At 74.5% G+C, this 19,536-nt stretch carries 18 protein-coding genes; 10 read left to right on the top strand and 8 right to left on the bottom strand.

Annotation, left to right across the window (positions count from 1 at the left end):
- Nucleotides 1-187 precede the first annotated feature (187 nt).
- The 4 genes from Prum_RS01095 to Prum_RS01080 are packed head-to-tail and all read left to right on the top strand — an operon-like array spanning nucleotide 188 to nucleotide 6,210.
- Nucleotides 188-1,777: a TRAFAC clade GTPase domain-containing protein gene (locus Prum_RS01095; RefSeq protein WP_173073166.1), complete on the top strand. Its 1,590-nt coding sequence runs from the start codon at nucleotides 188-190 to the stop codon at nucleotides 1,775-1,777.
- Between the two features lie 19 nt (nucleotides 1,778-1,796).
- The gene (locus Prum_RS01090) at nucleotides 1,797-2,192 is read left to right on the top strand and encodes a vWA domain-containing protein (protein WP_173073164.1); all 396 of its coding nucleotides are present in this window, start codon (nucleotides 1,797-1,799) and stop codon (nucleotides 2,190-2,192) included.
- Nucleotides 2,192-2,437 (top strand): hypothetical protein, encoded by a 246-nt coding sequence (locus Prum_RS01085; RefSeq protein WP_173073162.1) that lies wholly within the window; start codon nucleotides 2,192-2,194, stop codon nucleotides 2,435-2,437. The genes Prum_RS01090 and Prum_RS01085 overlap by 1 nt, the downstream gene beginning before the upstream one ends.
- Nucleotides 2,434-6,210 (top strand): CHAT domain-containing protein, encoded by a 3,777-nt coding sequence (locus tag Prum_RS01080; RefSeq protein WP_173073160.1) that lies wholly within the window; start codon nucleotides 2,434-2,436, stop codon nucleotides 6,208-6,210. The genes Prum_RS01085 and Prum_RS01080 overlap by 4 nt, the downstream gene beginning before the upstream one ends.
- On the opposite strand, the gene Prum_RS01075 is transcribed toward Prum_RS01080, so the two are convergent.
- A complete protein-coding gene (locus tag Prum_RS01075; protein WP_173073158.1) occupies nucleotides 6,191-7,501 on the bottom strand; it encodes a hypothetical protein in 1,311 nt (436 codons plus the stop codon). The genes Prum_RS01080 and Prum_RS01075 overlap by 20 nt on opposite strands.
- 211 nt (nucleotides 7,502-7,712) lie before the next feature.
- Here Prum_RS01075 and Prum_RS50675 point away from each other — a divergent pair, with 211 nt between their 5' ends.
- From Prum_RS50675 to Prum_RS01060, 4 genes are all read left to right on the top strand, one after another.
- A complete protein-coding gene (locus tag Prum_RS50675; protein WP_246277563.1) occupies nucleotides 7,713-8,231 on the top strand; it encodes a Pycsar system effector family protein in 519 nt (172 codons plus the stop codon).
- A gap of 22 nt (nucleotides 8,232-8,253) precedes the next feature.
- Nucleotides 8,254-8,769, top strand: a complete 516-nt coding sequence (locus Prum_RS01065) for a Crp/Fnr family transcriptional regulator (RefSeq protein ID WP_246277562.1) — start codon at nucleotides 8,254-8,256, stop codon at nucleotides 8,767-8,769.
- Entirely contained in the window at nucleotides 8,703-8,966 is a 264-nt protein-coding gene (locus tag Prum_RS50670) for a helix-turn-helix domain-containing protein (protein WP_246277561.1), read from the top strand. The genes Prum_RS01065 and Prum_RS50670 overlap by 67 nt, the downstream gene beginning before the upstream one ends.
- Nucleotides 8,967-9,040: 74 nt before the next feature.
- Entirely contained in the window at nucleotides 9,041-9,283 is a 243-nt protein-coding gene (locus Prum_RS01060) for a helix-turn-helix domain-containing protein (RefSeq protein ID WP_218576933.1), read from the top strand.
- Here Prum_RS01060 and Prum_RS01055 read toward each other — a convergent pair.
- The 7 genes from Prum_RS01055 to Prum_RS01025 form a co-directional block, all read right to left on the bottom strand.
- Nucleotides 9,233-9,898, bottom strand: coding sequence for an isochorismatase family protein (locus Prum_RS01055; protein ID WP_173073157.1), 666 nt, complete (start codon nucleotides 9,896-9,898; stop codon nucleotides 9,233-9,235). The genes Prum_RS01060 and Prum_RS01055 overlap by 51 nt on opposite strands.
- 12 nt (nucleotides 9,899-9,910) lie before the next feature.
- The gene (locus Prum_RS01050) at nucleotides 9,911-10,684 is read right to left on the bottom strand and encodes a 2,3-dihydro-2,3-dihydroxybenzoate dehydrogenase (RefSeq protein WP_173073155.1); all 774 of its coding nucleotides are present in this window, start codon (nucleotides 10,682-10,684) and stop codon (nucleotides 9,911-9,913) included.
- Entirely contained in the window at nucleotides 10,681-11,829 is a 1,149-nt protein-coding gene (locus Prum_RS01045) for an FAD-dependent monooxygenase (protein ID WP_173073153.1), read from the bottom strand. Before Prum_RS01045 ends, Prum_RS01050 begins: the two co-directional genes overlap by 4 nt.
- A gap of 511 nt (nucleotides 11,830-12,340) precedes the next feature.
- Nucleotides 12,341-13,156 (bottom strand): phenylacetate--CoA ligase family protein, encoded by an 816-nt coding sequence (locus Prum_RS50665; RefSeq protein WP_246277560.1) that lies wholly within the window; start codon nucleotides 13,154-13,156, stop codon nucleotides 12,341-12,343.
- On the bottom strand, nucleotides 13,153-13,923 hold the full coding sequence (locus Prum_RS01035) for an amidohydrolase family protein (RefSeq protein ID WP_173073151.1): 771 nt from the start codon (nucleotides 13,921-13,923) through the stop codon (nucleotides 13,153-13,155). Before Prum_RS01035 ends, Prum_RS50665 begins: the two co-directional genes overlap by 4 nt.
- Nucleotides 13,920-15,023, bottom strand: a complete 1,104-nt coding sequence (locus Prum_RS01030; RefSeq protein ID WP_173073149.1) for a 3-dehydroquinate synthase II family protein — start codon at nucleotides 15,021-15,023, stop codon at nucleotides 13,920-13,922. Before Prum_RS01030 ends, Prum_RS01035 begins: the two co-directional genes overlap by 4 nt.
- Before the next feature lie 46 nt (nucleotides 15,024-15,069).
- A complete protein-coding gene (locus tag Prum_RS01025; RefSeq protein ID WP_173073147.1) occupies nucleotides 15,070-15,861 on the bottom strand; it encodes a 2-amino-3,7-dideoxy-D-threo-hept-6-ulosonate synthase in 792 nt (263 codons plus the stop codon).
- A 128-nt stretch (nucleotides 15,862-15,989) separates the two neighbouring features.
- On the opposite strand from Prum_RS01025, the gene Prum_RS01020 reads away from it, so the two are divergent.
- Nucleotides 15,990-17,873, top strand: a complete 1,884-nt coding sequence (locus tag Prum_RS01020; protein WP_173073145.1) for an anthranilate synthase family protein — start codon at nucleotides 15,990-15,992, stop codon at nucleotides 17,871-17,873.
- 51 nt (nucleotides 17,874-17,924) lie between these two features.
- Nucleotides 17,925-18,809: an ATP-binding protein gene (locus Prum_RS01015; protein WP_173073143.1), complete on the top strand. Its 885-nt coding sequence runs from the start codon at nucleotides 17,925-17,927 to the stop codon at nucleotides 18,807-18,809.
- The last annotated feature ends 727 nt before the right edge of the window (nucleotides 18,810-19,536 follow it).

Below are 19,536 nucleotides of genomic sequence, written 5' to 3'. Positions count from 1 at the left end.
CTTTGGCTTGTCGTTTCCCCCGATCGGGTGAGTGCATTCCACATCGGAACGCTTGTCGGAGAAGGGCCTGGACAGACGTAGCGACGGTATTCGCCGAACGGGCATAGACGTGATTGTTTGCGGACACCTAACGTCGAAATCGGCCAAGGCGCGCTGTCACGTCCGAGTCCAGCCGAAGGGGTGAGTGATGCGTCCCCTCTTCGCCCTCGCCGGACTGGTCGTTCTGGCTCTGACGTATCTGTTCGTCGCGGCGGCGGTGCTCGTGTTCCTGGCCCCGCCGGCGGTGCTCGTCGGCATCGCGGCCGGCGCCGGCGCCGGCGCGCTCATCGGCCTGCACCGGAGCCTCGCGGTGCTGGCCGGCCGGGTGCCCGCCGGCTACGTCCGTACGCCCGACGACGTGGTCGCCGGGCGGATCGCGGGTGGGGTCCGCAAGGAGTCGATCCGGCGCGACCACGCCTGGCCGCAGTATTTCGCGGTGCAGATCCGGTGGGATGTCACCGCGGTGACGCGGGCGGTCGCGGCGACCGTGAGTCATGTCTGGGCGCGGACGCTGCGGCCGCTCGCCGCCGGCGAGACACGGCGGATCCTGCTGTTCGGTTGGCCGCTCTTCCCGCCGGTGCTGGCCGCTCTGGTGGGAGTGTCGGTGGGCGCGGCCGCGGCGGTGACGCTGACCGCCGTCCTGGCGGGCGCCGCCGCGGCGCTTGTGTGGGGGATGGGCTTGCCCGCGGTGGGCCTGCTGCGCGCCGTCGACGGGCTCTGGCAGTCGGTCTTCCGCGCGTCGGGCAGCTGCCAGCACTGCTTTCATGTGACGTCGCTGCCGGCGTACCGGTGTCCGGGGCCGCATTCCGCCGAGGACCGCGAGGCCGGGTTGGACCTGCACCGCGACATCCGCCCCGGGCGGCTCGGCGTGCTCTGGCGCCGGTGCGGCTGCGGGCACCGCCTCCCCACGACGGTCCTCCGCGCGGCGCACAGCGTGCAGGCGTGCTGCCCGGCCTGCGGTGAGCCGCTGCCGTCCGGGGCGGCGGCGATGACGGACGTGCGGGTGCCGGTGTTCGGCGCGGCCTCGGCCGGCAAGACCCACCTCATCATGGCGGGCCTGGTCGCCCTCTCGCGCGCGGGCACCCGCCGCGGCACCGTGGGGTTTCTGGACGAGCACAGCCGGACCGCGTACGAGCAGTACCGCGCGCTGGTCGACAGTGGACAGTCGGCGGCCAAGACGAGCGCCGCGGTGCCGGTGGCCGTCACGGTCCGGCTGCGCGGTGGCGGGCGCGCCGCGCTGGTGCACTTCTTCGACGCGGCCGGGGAGACGCTGGCCGACTCCGGGCAGAACGGCCAACTGGCGTACCTGGACCAGGCCCGCACGCTGACGTTCGTGCTGGATCCCTTCTCCATCCCGGACGTGCGCGACCAGGCCGCCGCCGGGTACCCGGACCTGCTGAGCGAGGCCAACCCGGCCACCTACGACGTGGCGGACGCCTACCACGTGACCGTCAACCGGCTGCGGCTCTACGGGGTGGACACGCACCGGCAGCGACTCGCGTTCGTGGTGTCCAAAGCGGACCTGCTGGCGCGGCTGCCGATCGCGTCGGGCCTCGACCCCGACTCCGGGTCCGTGCGGTCGTGGCTGGTCACGGTCGGCCTGGACAACCTCGTCACGATCGCGACCCGCGACTTCGGCGAGGTCCGGTTCTTTCTCGTGTCGGCGCGGGATCCCGAGCGCGGTGCGGCGATCGAGCCGTTCCGCTGGCTGCTGGCGGCCGACCGCGTGTCGGTCTGAGGGAAAGGGCGCGACTGACATGTCCGACTGGATCCGCCGGCCGTTCGCCGGGATCGGCCTGACCCAGTGCCCGCCCGGCCGGCACCTGCGCAAGCTCCAGGAACGGTACGGCGGAAGCGTGCTGCTGTGCATCGACGTCAGCGGGTCCATGGCGTGCGCCGACGGCGGTGCGCGGACCCGGCTGCAGCACGCGGTCGCCGGCGCGGAGCGCTTCGTCGCCGAGGCGCTGGCCGCGCACTACGCGATCGGTCTGGTCCTGTGGCATCACCAGGTGGCCGGATTCGTGCCGCTGACCCGGGATCCGGCGCCGGTGCTCACCGCGCTCCGGTCCGCGGTGGCGGCCGGCGGCAACGATGTCACCCACACGCTCCGCCTGGGCATGCGGGAGCTGCGGGACCGCACCGGGACCGGGTGATGGCCATCTTCGGCGACGGCGACATCGGGCCGGTCGCGCCGTCGCTCGAACTGGCGCGCGAGGCCCAGGCCGCCGGCATCCGCATCATCGTGCGGGGCCTGGGGGAGCACGCCGCCGCGGCGCTGCGCGCCATCGCGTCCGACCCCGCCGAGGCCATGGTGGTGGCCGGTATCGACGGCGTGGCCACCGGCATCTCGTCGATGGTCGCCAGCATGACCGCGCTCACCCGGCGCGGCGCCTCATGACGGCACCCGACCCGGCCGCGGCGGAGGAACTGGGCCGGCTCGGCTGCGCCCTGGTCGCCGCCGCCGACGAGGACGGCGATCGGGCCTGCATCGACGCCGGCCTGGCCCAGCTGGAGCGCGCGGCCGCGGCCGCGCCCGAGCACCCGGACCGGACGCGGTGGTGGTGGGCGCTCGGCTCCGGCTACGAGCGGCGCGCCGACGAGGACGGCTCGGTCGACGACTGCGTGCGAGCCATCGACTGGTACGACCGGCTGCACACCGAGCTGCCCCCGGGCGACCCCGACCGCGGCGTGGTCGCGATCGCGCTCGCCAGCACGCACTGGAGCCGGTTCTGGCTGCTGCGGTACGGCGAGGCGGGCGGGCCGCACCCGTCCCTGCTGGTGCGCGACGTGGCCGTGGACGTGCGGCGGCTGGCGGCCGGCGAAGCGGACCCGCGGGTCGCCGCGTACACCGGGATGATCCTCGGCCTCGTCGCCCTGGAACGCCACGAGATCACCGAGGACCGGGCCGACCTGGACCAGGGTGTGATGGCGCTGGCGGCGGCACTGCCGGGGCTGCCCGACGACGCGCCGTGGATCGCGATGGGCGCGTTCCGGCTGGCCGCCGCGTACCGGGAGAGCGCCCTCCTGGACGACGACCCGAAGCTCCTCGATCTGTCCATAGTGGCCGGTAGGCGGGCCGTCGAGCTGAGCGACGCCGGGCGGCCAACGTGGGTGTCGGCGCACGAGAACCAGGCCCTGTGCCACGGCAGGCGGTGGGAGCTGGCCGGCGACCGCGACGACCTCGACCGGGCGATCGCTGCCTGGACGGTGGTGCTCACCCACGAGGACGACGGCTGGGCGGCGGAGGCGTGCGCCCGGCTGCTGCGCGAGCGGGGCGACCCGCGCGACCTGGCCGAGGCCGTACGCCTGCTCGAACGCTCACTGCGCGACTGCCCGGACGAGGCCACCGCCGCCGCCCGCTGGCTGGAGCTGGGCCGTACCCACCACACCAGGTGGACGGCGGGCGAGGCGCCCGGCAGCCTGGAAGCCGCCGACCGGTGCGTGAGCCGGGCGCTGCGGGGCGGGCTGTGCGACGAGGACGTCGTCTCGGCGCACATCGCCCGGCTGGCCATCGTGCAGAACATGGTGATACGCGACGAGCTGCTGCCGCACGACACGGTGGTGCAGAGCGCGATCCGGTACCGGCAGCTGCTGGCGGAGGCCCGAGCCGCCCTCGACCGCGCGGTCGGCGCCGACCCCGACACGCGCGGGATCCTGGGCGGGATGGCCGGCTTCGGCGAGATGTGGATCATCGGCCACAATCTCGGGTGGTTCGACCCGGCGCGGGTCCGCGGCCTGCTCACGCTCGCCGAGCAGGTACGCCGGCCACCCGAGCTGTGGCCGGCCTTTCTCGACGTCGCGAACGGCCTGTACGAGCACACCATCGAGGTGGAAAGCGGCCAACCGGCCGGCGGGCGGGGCGTCGAGCGGCTGGCCCAGGCCCTCAAGTCCAAGCATCTGACCGAGTTCCGGGGCGACCTCTCGTGGATATTGTCGATGGCGGTGCACGCCCGCGGCAATAGCCGCGGGGACCTGCGCGACCTCGACGCGATGAATCGGCGTGCCCGCCAGGACCAGCCGGCGGAAGGTGACGAGATCGGGCCGGAAACCGAGGCGGACGTGCTGGCTCTGCTCCTCGAAGCGTTCCAGCGCGGCAGCACGGGCGATACGGCCGGCTTCGGCGCGCTGGTCCAGGAGGCCGAGTGGCGGCTGGCCGAGCTGCCCCAGCCGCCGCAGGCGTACGGCCCGGTCGTCGCCATGCTGCGGCTCGGGCGGCGCCTGCTGGCGGCCATGAACGGCGAACCCGTGCCCGCCGTCGAGCTGTCCCTCGACGAGCCCTTGCCGGACGGGTACGCCGGTGGCCTGCGGATCGTGGACCTGGTGAGCGTTCCCATGTCGCGGCTCGTGCGGGCGGCCGCGCGCGGCGACCTGGCCGAGCTCCGGGCGACGGCGGCCCAGTTGGAGGCGCTCGCCAGCTGGGTGCCGACCAGGCACCCGTTGCGCCTGCTCGTGGTGCTCCCGACGGCCCTGGCGCACATGGAGCTCGCCCAGCGCCACCGGGGCGAACGCGCCGCGGCGGAACAGGCGCACCGCTACTACGCCGAGGCGTGCGCGATCATGCGCGGGCCGGAGCATCCATTGTGGCCGGACGCGGCGCTCCGCCTGGCGGCGGCGTCCCGGCTCGCCGGCGCCGACCCCGGGCCCGCCCGGGAGAGCGCCATGTCGGCCCTCGCCAGCCACGCGCAGCGGGTGATGCTGCAAGCCGGCACCGAGCACGCCATCGAGGCGGCGCGGGCGGCCGCCAAGGACGCCCTGATCGTGGCCGGGTGGGCGCTTGCCGGCGGGGCGCACGAGGACCTGGTGGCCGCGCTGGACGCCGGTCGCGGCCTGGTGCTGCACGCGGCGACCGCCTCACGCGACGTGGCCGACCAGCTGGCCGACCGGGGCCACGCGGCACTGGCCGCGGAGTGGCGTGCCACCGGCGGGCGGGGCCGCGACCAGCTGGGCGGCCAGCTTCTCACCGGCGGCGCCGGCGAGCTGCCGGACGACCTGCGGGCCCGGGTACTGCGCGCGCTGGGCGCCGGCGGCGTGGGCGAGCCGGTCCGCGTCGACCAGGTCGCCCGGTCCCTGGCCGCCGTCGGTGCCGACGCGCTCGCCTATCTGGTACCCGCGACGCCCGGCCTGCCCGGCGCCGCGGTGGTCGTGGCGGCCTCCGGGGTGGTGCGGGTGGTGCGGCTGCCGTGGCTGGTGACCGGGCCGGGCACCCCGGTCGAGCGGTTCGCGCGGGCGAGAGCGGGCTCGGGCGTGGCCGGGGCGGCCCTCGACGAGCTGTGTGCCTGGGCGTGGCAGGCCGCCACCGGCACGCTGGTCCACCTGGCGAGCCAGTGGCGCCAGGACCGGCCGGCCCACCTCGTACTGGTGCCGATGGGGGTGCTCGCGCTGGTCCCGTGGCACGCCGCGCACCGCGGTCGGGGTCGGGCGCGCCGGTACGCGGTACAGGACATGGTGTTCTCGTACATTCCGTCGGCGCGGATGCTGTCCGCCGCCGCCCGGCACGAGGTACGGCCGATCCGGTCCGCGCTGGTGGTCGGCGATCCGGGTGGCGACCTGGCCTTCGCCGGCATGGAGGCGCGCGCCGTGCACCAAGCCTTCTACCGGTACGGCCGCTACCTGGGCCGGCTCGCGGACGAACCCGGCGCGGACGGCACCCCGGCGCAGGTGTTCGACTGGATCGTGAGCGCCACCGGTCCGTCCATGTTGCACCTTGCCTGCCACGGGTACGTCGACCCGCGCCGCCCGGCCGAGGCACACCTGGCGCTGGCGGGCGGCGCGCGGCTGACCGCGGGTGAGCTGATCGAGGCGTCCCGGGTGGCCGAGTTGGTCATCGACCAGGTATTCCTCGCCGCCTGCACGACGAACCTGGCCGGCGAGGACTACGACGAGGCGTTCAGCCTCGCGTCGGCGTTCCTGGCCGCCGGCGCGCACACCGTGTTCGGCTCGCTCTGGCCGGTGCCGGACGCGGGCACGTCGCTGCTGATGTTCATGCTGCACCACCACCTGAACGCCGAATCCCGCCCGCCGGCCGAGGCGCTGCACGCGGCGCAGCTGTGGATGCTCGACCCGGGCCGCCGGCCGCCGCCGGGAATGCCGGCCGACCTGGCGGCCTACTGCCGCCAGGAGTCGCTGGCCCACCCGGTGTCCTGGGCGGGCTTCACGCACGTGGGGCGATAGCGGGCACGTACAGCCAGGCGTGCTCGACGAACGACTTGTCGGGCAGGTCGACCGTCATCGGGGTGAAGTCGTCGGCGGGCAGGCCGGCGTACGAGTGCGCGATGACGTCCTGGAAGAGCACATCGGGCACGCCCAGCACGAAGTCGGACGCGGGGTTGTCGCGCAGAGCGGCCCGCAGCGGCGGGGAGTCCAGGATCCGGTGCACCGCGATCGGCGCCGACCCCACCCAGCCGCTGGCACCGGGCTTCATCAGTCCACGGTGGAGCGCGACCCGCAGCCGGATCCGGGCCAGCGAGTTGAGGTCTCGATTGACGTCCCGCAGGGCGCCGGCCAACCCCTGCACCAGCCGGGGGATGACGACCGACTCGTCCAGGCCGGCCGGCAGGATCGCGAACTCCGCGTCGCCCTGCGGCTGCCGGTGCACGCCGTCCTCGTCGAGCCCGGCGTGCCGGCGGGCCCGGGCGAGCACGTCGACCAGGCGCCGCTGGGTGGCCTCGGCGATGTCGTTCGGCCGGCGACTGTAGCCCTCGACGTCCGCGGACAGGCACAGGCGTACCAGCGCGGGCTCGGCGGGCGGCCGGGGCCCGCCGGGGGCCAGCGGGATGACGAACGGCACCGCCTCGCGCATGCCGGCCGGCGGAGTGGGGCTGGACGCGGACAGCTCGACCTGGACGCCGAGCGTGCCGTCGAGCGCGCTCAGGTCCGGCGGGACCTCGACGAGCGCGTGCATGGCGTAGTGGCGGGGGACCAGCGTGTCGCCGCGCGGATCGTCGTACGTCCAGCGGAACGCGTTGCTCTGCACGCCGGAGACCCAGGCGCGGGCCTGGCCGCCGCGCGGGGCGAGGCGGGCCAGCCAGCCGGGTCTGGCCCGGACCGCCCGGACCACGCGGGAGGCGGTGAGCGAGAACGGCGTGGGCGCGCCGCCGCCGTACAGCAGCCCGAGCGCGTCGCCGTCGGCGTGCACCTGGACGGCCAGTGCCCGCTCGTCGCCGAAGGCCACCTCGAACCGGGCCCGCGAGTATCGGATTCCCGACGGAAGCGCGTCGAGGTCGAACGCGAACACCGCGCCGTGATAGCGGCAACCGGTCGACTCCGCCCGGGTACGCAGGAATGGCGGAAGCTCGGCGGGCTGGATCGGATAGACGAGTGGCCGCCCACAATGGACGCCGGTTTCCCGGAGAAAGCCGTGACGGTGGGCGCCACGCTCGTCCGGAGTACCCAGGTCGGCGTACGCGAGAATGTCGGAAGATCGCAGCGGCGCAAGGTAAATCGCCGCATCCGTTGTCGTCACGCGGTGCCTCCTACGGAATTGGGCCCGTGCAGTCTGGCACGCTCCCAAACCCGGAATCAATGCGCGTAACGGCCGGATGGAATGGCGGATCATCGTACCGCCCACGAGTTTCACCGAATGATATATCCGGCTGAACCCGTAATCCTGGTACATCTGAGCGTGCTACCGCCGTCACGCTGGGCTCATGGGCGGGGCAGGATGGGGTGGGAGCGTGACCGTGAGACCGGATCGGACGATGGACTCCTCGCCGGCGGAGTTCGCCTGGCGGGTGCACACGGCACTGGAGTCGTGGACGGCCAAGGTGGACATGAAGGCATCCATCATGCTGGCGTTCCAGGGCGGTGTGCTCATCTTCGTGTCGACGTCGCCGCCGGCGCTCGTCGGCGCCCGGCCGGGCGCCGTGGCCGGGGCGATGGTGCTGCTGCTGACCGCGATGGGCTTCGCCGCGACGGCCATCCTGCCCGCCCTGGGCGCGGTACGCCGGCACCGGCGCGAATGCGGCCAGCACTGGATCTACTTCGGACATCTGCGGCTGTGGCAGCCGGTGGCGCTGGAGTCGCGGCTGGCCGTGCTGACGGAACGGGACGAGGTGCGGGCGCTGTCCACCCAGCTGATCAGGATGAGCCGGCTGAATTGGCGCAAGCACCGGCTGCTGCAGGGCTCGGTGTTGCTGACACTGCTCGCCATGCTTGTCATGCTGGTGGCCGTGACGGCGGGCTGGGGGCGATGAGGCGATGAAGCCGGTGAAGCCGATGAACCGCCAGTTCGGACCCGGGTGGACGCCGGGCAGCTTCCTGGCGTCGCTGCCCCCGGACAAGTGCGCCGAACTGCTTGCCAGCGGCGTCCGGCGGCAGTTCGGGGCCGGCCGCCCGCTGCTGCGCGAGGGCGAGCTCAGCACGCACGTGGAGGTGCTGATCCGCGGGTTCGTGAAGGTCACCAACGTGCTCGACGGTGTCGAGGTGCTGATGGCCATCCGGATGCCGGGCGACATCCTCGGCGAGATGGCGGCGCTGACCGGCCGGCCCCGGATGGCGACCGTCACCACCTGCGGCCGGGTCACCTCCTGCGTGCTGTCCAAGGGCGAGTTCCGGCGGTTCCTGCGGGAGAACCCCGCGGCGGCGCTGAACATGGCGGCGGCCCTGGGGAGCGGCTGCGCTGGTCCAACCAGCGCCGGTCGGACTTTGCCGCGTACCCGGCCGAGGTGCGCCTCGCCCGGCTGCTGGTCGAGATCGCCACGACCTGTGGCCGGCAGACCGACGACGGACTGAGCCTCGGCGTACCGCTGAGCCAACCCGAGCTGGCCACGATGATCGGCGTCGCCGAGGCCACCGTGCAGAAGGCGTTCCGCGAGCTGCGCGAGTGCGGCGTGATCCGGACGGGCTACCGGCAGATCACCGTGGTGGACGTGCCGGCGTTGCGCGTCCTCGGCGACGGCGCCGAGGACGTACGAAGTCTGACCGCCTGATCCCCTACTACTGGGCCATCTTCGGCGGCCGGCGCGCGCACGATCGGCGTACCGGCGAGGAAAAGGAGCCTACGGTGATCGTCGTCAGCATGCTCGGTACGCACACCGGCGCGGGCGGATGGGCCGCGCTGTCCGACACCCAGCGCGCGGTCGCCCGGCTGGTCAGCCAGGCGCTCACCAACCAGCAGATCGCGCGGCGCCTGCAACTGTCGCCGCACACGGTGAACTACCACCTGCGGCAGATCTTCCGGAAGCTCGGCATCGTCTCACGCGTCGAGCTGGCCCGGATCGTCCCGGGCGACGAGCAGATCCAGTAGCCGGCCGGTCGTCATGGTGACCGCACACGTGCGCGCCGCGTACTCCAGCGCCATCCGGTGGTCCGGCGCGGTGAAGTCGGCCACCGCGTCGGCGATCAGAAACGGCTCCACGTCGCGGGTGAACGCGTCGCACGCCGTCATGAGACAGCCGATGTGCGCGAACACGCCACACACGATCAGCTGGTCGCGCCGGTGCGTCCGGAGGACCTCCGCGAGGCCGGTGTCGTGGAACGCGCTGTACCGGCACTTCTCGACCAGCACGTCGCCCGGTCCCGGCCGGAGCGCGGAAACGATCTCGCGGTCGGGCCCGTCCGAACGCATCCCCGGACCCCAGAAGTCGCGCAGCAGGCCGCGCCGCCGCCGGCTCATCCGGCCCGGCTGCGCCGTGTAGACCACGGGCATCCCCAGCGCGGTCGCGGCGTGCCGGATGCGCCGCAGGTTGGCCAGCAGGTCCCGCATCGGCGCCTCGCCGGCCGGAAACAGGTCGACGAAGTACCGCTGCATGTCGTGGATCAGCAGCAGCGCCCGCCCCGCGTCCGGCCGCCAGGACGGCACGCTGGCGCCGAGGTCGGCCTCGGTCGGCATCGGGTACGGCCGGATGGCCGGAATGCTCATCGGGTTCTCCTTTCAGCCGCGCAGCGCGGCGCCGCCGTCGACGTACAGCTCCTGCATGGTGATGTGCCTGGCCCGGTCGGAGGCGAGGAAGGCGACCGCGTCGGCGACGTCCTCCGGCTGCGCCAACCGGCCCAGCGGGATGCCCACCTTGTACGCCGCCGGGGAGCCCCGGACCACGGCCGCGGCGTCGACGCCGCCAGTCCACATCGACCGTTGCATCGCGGTGTCGGTGGACCCGGGCGCCACCACGTTGCAGCGGATGCCGTGCTGGGCCAGTTCCAGCCCGAGGCAGCGGGTGAAGTGGGCGCTAGCCGCCTTGGACGCCGCGTACGCCGCCATGCCCGTCCGGGGCACGCCGGCCGCGTTGGAGCCGACCGTGACGATGGCGCCGGACCGGCGGGGCACCATCCGCCGGGCGACCGCCCGGCAGCAGTGCACGACGCCGGCCAGGTTGACGTCGAAGACCGCCCGCCAGTCCGCGTCGGTGGAGTCCACGATGGACCCGGTGCGCAGCACCCCGGCTACGTTGACCAGGACGCCGATCGGGCCCAGTTCGTCCTCGACCCGGCCGACGAGGTGCTCGACGGCCGCGCTGTCGCGCACGTCCGCCCGGTACGCCTTGGCGTCGTGCCCGCGCGCGCTCAGGTCGGCGGCGATCCGGGCCGCCCCGGCCGCGTCCACGTCCACCACGGCCGTCCGGGCGCCGCCTCCGGCCAGCGTGCGCGCCACCGCGGCGCCGATCCCGCCGGCCGCGCCGGTGACCAGGGCGACGTTCGCGGCGCTCATCGCGCCGCTCCCTGGCGGTGCCGGGCGGGCGCGAGGACGGCGGCTTCCGCGTCGTAGCCGTACAGCCAGGCGCGTGCCCGCAGCCCCTCCCGTCCCCGCATGGTGCGGTCCCGCCACCGCTGCGCCGCGCCGTCCGGCAGGTGCAGGGCGGCCGCGTTGTCCGCGACGAGGCCGGCGACCCGCGCGAGCCGGGGCAGCCGCACCCGCTCGTACCGCAGCAGCGCCGCGGCCACGCCACCCGATCCGGGAGTACGTAGACAGGCGGCGAGGGCGGCCGCGTCCTCGACGGCCTGGTTGGCGCCCTGCGCACCGAACGGCAGCAGCGGGTGCGCGGCGTCACCGACCATGGCGATGCGCCGGGTACGCCGGCGGGGCAGCGGATCGCGCTCGGTCAGCGGCCGGGTGGTCAACGGGCCCGCCGCCAGCAGCTCCCGCACCTCCTCGTGCCAGCCCTCGTACGCGGTGGCGAGGTCGGCGTCGCCCGCGGGCGTCACCGCGACGACGTTGAGCCGTTTCTCGGCGACCGGATAGCAGACGACATGGCGGCCGGGCCCGAGCCAGACGCGGACCCGCGACGCGGTGCCCGGCACCGGTCCACGATGGACGGCGAGGCCGGTCGGCCGGGACCGGCCCGGGGCGAGCACGGCGCGGACGGTGGAGTGGATGCCGTCCGCGCCGATCACCAGGTCCGCCGCGCCGTCCGAGCCGTCGGCGAAGCGCAGCTCGACCCGGCCCGGCCGCTCCAGCACGCCGACGCATCGGCGGCCGAAGTGGACGGTCGACCCCCGCGCGACCAGGTCGAGCAGCCCGCGGTGCAGGTCCGCCCGGTGCGTCGTGTAGTACGGCGCGCCGTAGCTGGACTCGCACGCGGCGCCCAGCCGGGTGCGCCCGATGACCTCGTTGCTCGCCCACCGGCGCAGCTCGATCGCGGCCGGGCGGACCGCCGTGGCCGCCAGGTGCGCGGCCAGACCGGCCCGGTGCAGCAGCCGGGTGGCGTTGGGGGACAGCTGGATGCCGGCGCCCGCCTCGTCCGGCGGGTCGGCCTGCTCGAAGACGTCGCAGCGCACGCCCACCCGGGCGAGGAAGGCGGCCGCGGACAGGCCGGCGATGCCCGCGCCGACGACGGCGACCCGAACGTTCGTCATCTCCGGCCCTCTCAGCGGTAGTAGAGCAGCGCGCTGTCCCAGTTCTCGTCCGCGCCGAACAGGCCACGCGGCTTGAGAACGTCCGGCTGGGCGGTGAGCACCTGGTGCGGCACCAGCCGCCCGGGCGGCAGCCCGCACACCTGGGCGTCGACGTCGAGCGCCGACAGGATCGACCCGCACAGCTGCGCGCACGCGGCCGCCCGGTGCTGGTCCGGCACCTCGATCTCGACCCGCAGGCGGTCCGGGCCGGCCTGGGCCCGCCAGAACGTCACCTCGTACCGGGCGGGCAGGGCGAAGACGAGTTCCTCCACGGCGGCCTGGGTGACGGTGCCGTGGCCGACCGGGTAGCCGACGGCCGACCGGCCCAGCACCCGCACGGTCGGCAGCTGCCAGCCGCAGTCGCACGCGTCGTACGAGACGTCCACGTCGTCCTCGAGGTTGTAGCGCAGCAGCGGCATGGCCTCGCGGAACAGCGGCGTCACGACGAGCTGGCCGCGGCCGTCCGGCGAGGTCAGCCCGGTGTCCGGGTGGTAGACCTCGAACAGCGCCCGGTCCGCCCACAGGTGCAGGCGGCCGTGCGGGCACTCGCCGGCCAGGCTGCCGGTCTCCGTGGACCCGTACTCCTCGACGACCGGCACCCCCAGAGCTCGGCGATGCGCGCCTTGCGGGCGGTGCCCAGCGGCTCACCCCCGACGAAGAGGGCGCGCAGCGCGGGGAAGTCCCGGTCGGCCCGGTACCCGGCGGCCTTCGCCGCGGCGGCCCACAGCAGCGTCTCGGTGGGCAGCGACCAGGTGAGCGTCACGCCGAGGTCGTGCAGGACCCGCACCACCCGCGCGTACGGCATGGCCAGCGACCGGTTGTCGCCCGGTACGACGGTGGCGCCGTGCCGGCGGGCCGCCGCGTGCGCCAGATGGCCCGTGATCATCAGGGCGTACGGCGTGCGGACCAGGAACACGTCGTCGGCGGTGATGCCGACCCACTTGCGGGCGTACCGCTCGGCGAGGTCGTGCCAGTCGTCCGCGGTGTAGTAGGACGCGGTCGGGACCCCGCTGGTGCCGCTGGACTCGTGGTACGTCGCCAGCCGGGCCCGGGGCACGGCGAGCAGCCCGAACGGGTAGCTGTCCCGCAGGTCCCGCTTGGTGGTCAGCGGCACGTCGAGCAGCCCGGCCCGGTCCTCGGGCACGCCGGCGCGCAGGCGGGCGCGGTAGAACGGGGATCGGGCCGCCGCCACCAGCGCGTACGGCAGCCGGCGGTCCTGCAGGCCGGCCAGTTCGGCGTAGTCGCGCCACTGCCCGATGGCGGGCCGGGCGGTCAGGGTGTCGGTCACAGTACACGTCCCTCGGCTTGATGAGTCTCTCCGAGCAGGCGGTGGGCGTTCTCCCAGGCCACCTTCCGAAACGAACACGGGTCCAGGTCGAGCGCGGCGAGCTTGGCGAGCTCCACGCTCGGGTGCTGCAAGGGGTACTCGGTGCCGAAGAGCACCCGGTCGGCACCGAGCAGGTCCACGGCCGCGCGGGCCACGACGCTGTAGCAGCCGGAGGTCTCGGCGGCGATGTTCGGCTGGGGCGCGATCAGGTTGACGGCGTGGATGTCGATGCCGGTGAAGCCGCAGTGCCCCAGCACGAACGGGACGGCGGGAAACTCGCGGGCGAGGTCGACCAGGTCGGCCGTGCGGGCGCCGGACTGTCCAATGCCGACGGTGTAGACCGGGTGCGCCGCCGCGGCGGCCACCTCGACCAGCGCGACCGTGCGCGGGTCGCGAAAGCCCACCCCGTACACCGCCGGCGACAGCTCGAGGCCGCGGAAGCGGGCCGCGTCCCGGCGGTACGCGCGCACTCCCGCGTACGGGTTGGCGAAGTAGAACGGCACCAGCCGGCCGCCGCTGCCCGCCCCGGCCGCGCGTACCGTCTCGTTGTCGGCCGTGGCCCGGCTGTGGCCGCCGTCGACGAGCTGCGCGGACAGCCGGTCCAGGTCGACCACGCCGCCGGCGGCGATGGCGGCGCGGGCGATCCCGGCGGCGTCCAGGGCGCGCAGCAGCCTCGGCAGCGCCTCCGGCTCCGGCGTGAGGCGGGCGTGGAAGTCGAAGACGGTCATTGCTCGTAGCACAGCTCGTCGATGGGATAGCCGACGTGGCGCTCCCGGGTCGGCAGGTGCCCGAGCACGATGTCGCCCGGTGCGAGCGTGGTGGAGTTGAGCGCCGTGCCGCCCTTGCCGACCACCCGTACGTGCCAGTCGTCCTGCACGATCGCGTTGACCGTGCGGCCGTCCGCGGCGACCGCGTCGATGGCCAGCAGCGGCCGGGTCTCGATCTTGACGCGGCCGACGGTGACCAGCCGGGTACGCCCGTGCGCGTCGACCGCGAGCACCTCGGCGCCGGCGCGCAGCTCGCTGAGGTAGCGGGTGTGCCCCGCACCGGCGAGCGTGTACGACATGATGGCGCCGGCGTTGACCCGGAACGGCCGGGTCGGCATGTACGGCAGGGGATGCGTCTCGCTCGCGCACACCAGCATCCCCTTGGCGTGCGAGCCGACCAGGATCCCCTCGTCGGGGCGCAGGTAGGTGCAGGTGTCCACGCAGGCCCGCTCGCCCATGCCGACGTGCCGTACGCCGGTGACGGACAGCTCCACCAGCCCCAGGTCGGGAAGCGGCGGCTCGGCGGCGGCCTTGAGCCGGCTGGCGTCGCCGACCGCGCGGGGCGCCAGCATCACCCCGTCCGACCCGTGCTGCAGGACGCCGAAGACCACCGCCGCGTCGGCGGGATCGTCGACCACCGTGACGACGCTGCCCGGCGCGTCGGCGGCGGCGGCGAGCACGATCTCCAGCGGGATCTTCGTCGGGTCGCGGAACGAGAGCACCGTCCACGCGCCGGTGCTGGCGCAGTGGCAGGCCAGGTCCAGGCTCGCCGCGTCGGTCACCTCGACGTACCGTCCATGGTGGACATCGGGGTGGCGCCGGGCCAGTTCCTCGTACTCACCGGCCCGTTCGGCGCCGACCACGACGATGTCCGCTGTGCCGATGTCGTCCGGCAGCCGGCCGTCCTTGGCCAGCAACACCTTGGTGACGGTGGGCGGCAGCGGCGCCAGATCGGCGGCGTCTCCCGCGACGATCGCGTCGATCCGCCCGTGGATCGCCTCCGCGCGGACCGCGTCCGTGAGCGCTCCCGTGGCGCGGATGTCCAACCAGCACAGTTTCATCTCTGTCCTCCTTGGATAATGGTTTCTGGCTCGTTCATCTCTGTCCTCATTGGATAATGGCTTCTGGCTCGCTCTGGCCGTGCACGAGGTCGGCGACCTTCCGTGCCGTCGCCGCCGGATCGTCGGCCAGCGCGATGTTCCGTCCTATCGCGACACCCGCGGCCCCGCCGCGCAGCGCCGCACCGATCTGGTCGAGGAGGTCGCCGGCGGCGTGCTGCGGCCCGCCGGCCACCAGGACCGGCACTCCGGCCGCGCGGGTGACGTCCCGCATCGCCGCCGCCGAACCGGGGTACACGGTCTTGACGATGTCCGCGCCGAGGTCGGCGGCGATGGCGACGGCATGCGCGATGAGCGCCGGGTCGCGCGGGTCGCGGGTGGCCGGTCCGCGCGGGTACATCATGGCCAGCAGCGGCACGCTCCAGCGGTCGCAGGCTTCGGCCACGCCGGCCAGGTCGGCGATCTGGCGCGCCTCGTCGCGCGAGCCGACGTTGACGTGCACGCTGACCGCGTCCGCGCCGAGCCGTACCGCCTCCGCCACGGTGGCGACGAGGTACTTCGCGTCCGGGTCGGCGGCCCGGCAGGTGCTCGCGCTCAGGTGGACGATCAGCGACATGCCCTGGAAGTGCTCGGCCCGGACGCGCCGCAGGCACCCCTTGTGCAGGACGACCGCGTCGACGCCGCACTCGGCGAGCTGGCCGACCAGGTGGTCGAGGCGGGCACCGGGAACGATCGGCCCGGTGGTCACGGCGTGGTCGAGCGGCACCACGAAGAGCCGGCCGCTGTGCCGCCAGAGGCGGCGGTGCCGCAAGGTACGTGCGAAGGACCCGTGCCCGGACATCCCGGCCTCCCGTCGGTCTACATCGGACGGTGGATCGCCGTCAACTCGACGCTAGGTCAGCCGGGGCAGGCGGGCCACTACTCGTGCTGGTAGTGGCCCCGGCGGGCGACGGATGCCAGCGTGGGTGCATGACCATGGCGGACCTGGCTACCGTGCTCGCCCCCGACCCGCCGGCGTTCGCGCTGGTGCACCGGTCGGCCACCCCCGAACGGGTGGAGATCCTCCTCGGCGCGGCCCGCGCCGTCGACCGGCTGGCCGACCTGCCGCTGCCGCCGGTACGGCCGGGCCGGGACGGCCACGACCTGCTGGCCGTCGTGCCGTACCGCCAGCTGACCGAGCGCGGGTTCGGGTGCCACGACGACGGCACACCGCTGCTGGTCCTGCAGCCGTGCGCGCGGGGAACCGCGACCGTGGCGCAGGCGCTGGCCGTGCTGCCCTCGACCGGCGCCGTCCTGGGCGCCCAGGGTTTCGACGCCGGCGACGACGAGTACCGCGCCGTCGTGCGCCGGGTGCTCGCCGACGAGATCGGCGCGGGGGAGGGGTCCAACTTCGTGATCCGCCGCTCGTTCGTGGCGACGGTCGCCAACCACTCGCCCCGTACCGCGCTAGGCATCTTCCGCCGCCTGCTGGCCCTGGAACGCGGCGCGTACTGGACCTTCGTGGTCCACTGTGGAGGGCGGACGCTCGTCGGCGCGACGCCCGAACGGCACGTCAGCCTCGACGGCGGCGTGGCCGCGATGACCCCGATCAGCGGCACGTACCGGTATCCGGCGGGCGGGCCCAGCACCGCCGGCCTGCTGCGCTTCCTCGCCGACCGCAAGGAGACCGACGAGCTCTACATGGTGGTCGACGAGGAGCTGAAGATGCTGGGCCGGATCTGCCACGACGAGCTTTCGCTCACCGGCCCCCGGCTGACCGAGATGGCGCACCTGGCGCATACCGAGTACAGCCTGGCCGGACGGACCGGCATGGACGTGCGCGAGGTGCTGCGGCAGACCATGTTCGCGCCCACCGTGACCGGCAGCCCGCTGGAGAACGCCTGCCGGGTGATCGAGCGGCACGAGCCCCGCGGCCGCGGCTACTACGGCGGGGTGCTGGCGCTGATCGGGCAGCGCGGCGGGCGCCGCACGCTCGATTCGGCGATCCTCATCCGGACCGCCGACATCCGCGCGGACGGCCGGCTGGAGATCGGCGTCGGGGCGACCCTGGTCCGCCACTCGGACCCGGACGGCGAGGTCGCCGAGACGCGGGCGAAGGCGGCCGGTCTGCTCGCCGCGATCGGCGGCGCGGCCGGGCCGGTACGCCCGCTTCGGCGCAATCGGGCGCTGTTCGGCACGGACCCGCGGGTGGCGGCCGCGCTCACCGCCCGCAACGAGCGGCTCGCCCCGTTCTGGCTGGGCCAGGTGCGCCGCCCCAGCGCGGCGGTGCCGGCCGGCCGGCGGGTCCTGGTGGTCGACGCCGGCGACGCGTTCACCGCGATGATCGCGTACCAGCTGCGCGCCCTGCGGCTCGCCGTGACGGTGCGGCCGGTGGGCGACGGCTGCCTGCCGGCCGGGTACGACGCGGTGCTCGCCGGGCCGGGGCCGGGGGATCCGCGGCTGGCCACCGAGCCGAGGATCGCGGCGCTGCGCCGGCTGATCGCGGCGCTGATCGCGGCGCGTACCCCGCTGGTGGCCGTCTGCCTCGGTCACCAGGTCCTGGCTTCGGTGCTCGGCCTGCCGCTGCGGCGGCGGCCGGCGCCGGCGCAGGGCGAGCAACGGGAGATCGACTTGTTCGGGCGGGCGGAGCGCGTCGGCTTCTACAACACGTTCGCCGCGTACGCCGGCACCGATCGGCATGACTCTCCGCTGCTGCCCGAACCCCTCGACGTCAGCCGCGACCCGGGCACCGGTGAGGTCCACGCGCTACGCGGCCCGGGCGTCCGCTCGGTGCAGTTCCACCCGGAGTCCGTGCTGACGGTGCACGGTTCTTCGATCCTTCAGGAGCTGATAGTCGGTGCTTCCGGAGGCTGACGGCCTTCGGGTCCTATGTGGTAGGCATGGTCGCATATGGAGAGCCGACAGGTGACTGCGCTGGTGGGCCGGGACATCGAGCTGGCCCGACTCCGCGATGTGCTCCGCGCGACCGCCGGCGGCACCGGCGGCTGCCTGGTGATCACCGGGCCGCCCGGCATCGGAAAGACCCGCCTGCTGGCTGAGATGATCCGGCACGGCTCGGCGGCCGGGCTGGCGGTGGCGTCCGGGCAGGCGATCGAGCTGGACCGGGTGGCGCCGCTGAAGACGGTCGTCTCGGCGCTGCGGGAGGCCCGACCGCGCCCGGTGGACCTGTCCGGGCTGCGCGAGCATCAGGGCGACCGGCTCTGGTACGTCGAGCGGATCGGCGAGGCCCTGGAGGAGTACGCGGCGGCCGGCCCGCTGCTGGTGGTCGTCGACGACGCGCACTGGACGGACGAGTTCAGCGCGCTCGCCCTGCGCGTGCTGGTGCCGAGGCTGTCCTCCTCGCCGGTGCGCTGGGTGCTGGCCCGGCGCCCGGCCGCGACGCCGTCGCCGGCCCACGAGGCGATCGACTGGCTGGTCCGCGAGGGCGCCGAGCAACTGTCCCTCGCCCCGCTGGACGAGGCCGCGGTCGGCGCGCTCTGCTCGAACGTGCTCGGTGCCGAGGCCGACGCCACGGTGCTGGCCCTCGCCGCCGAGGGCACGGCAACCCGTTCCTGCTGGAGCAGTACTTCACCGCGTTGCAGGCCGCCGGGCAGATCCTGGTCGCCGAGGGCGTCGCCTCGGTGGTGGGCGCCGACCTGCCGGCCGACTTCCGGGCGGCCGCCATCGAGCGTCTGTACGGCCTGTCGCCGCAGGCCATCCGGCTGCTGCAGGCCGGATCCGTCTTCGGGCGCCCGTTCACGGTGCACGCCGCGGCCCAGCTGTGGGGGCTGCGGGCGGTCGAGCTGCTGACGGCCGTGGACGAGGCGGTGGCCACCGGCGTGTTGCGGGCGCGGGGAGCGACCCTGACCTTCGCGCACGACCTGCTGCGGCAGGCGATCTATGACGACCTGAGCGGGCCGGTGCGCGCCGCCATGCACGGCGAGGCCGCCGACGTGGTCCGCCAGGCGGGTGGCACGCCGCCGGAGATCGCCGAGCATCTGCTGCTGGACGGGCAGACCGGTGACGACGGCGCGGTCCAGGTGTTGCGGGCCGCCGCCGAGGAGGTCGCGGACCGCGCCCCCAGCACGGCCGCCGACCTCATCCTGCGGGCCCGCGACCGGCTGGGCGATCCCGACGGCCGGCTGCGGCTGAGCGTGGCCGCGGTCGGGCTGCTGGCATCCGCCGGGCGCCTGCCCGAGGCGCGCGAGCTGGGCGAGGCGGCGCTGCGCCATGGCCTGGACGCCGAGACCGAGGCCACCGTCCTGCTGGGCCTGGCGGAGGCGCTCAAGCACGCCGGGCAGAACCAGGTGTGCGTCGACTACGTCCGGCGGGCGCTGGCCGGGTCGCCGGTGCCGCCCGCGGTCCGGGCCAGGCTGCACGCCGTCGAGGCGCACGCGCTGCTGTACGTGCACGACCTGCCGGGGCCGAGCAGGCCGGCGCCGAGGCCGACCGGCTCGGCACCGCGCACGACGAGCCCGCCGCGTCGGCGTTCGGCAGCGCGGCGCGCAGCGTCGTCGCCCAGGCCCAGGGCCGGCTC

Source organism: Phytohabitans rumicis (genome assembly GCF_011764445.1).
In the GTDB taxonomy this organism is placed as follows: domain Bacteria; phylum Actinomycetota; class Actinomycetes; order Mycobacteriales; family Micromonosporaceae; genus Phytohabitans; species Phytohabitans rumicis.
This window is presented reverse-complemented; position numbering and strand designations above follow the sequence as displayed.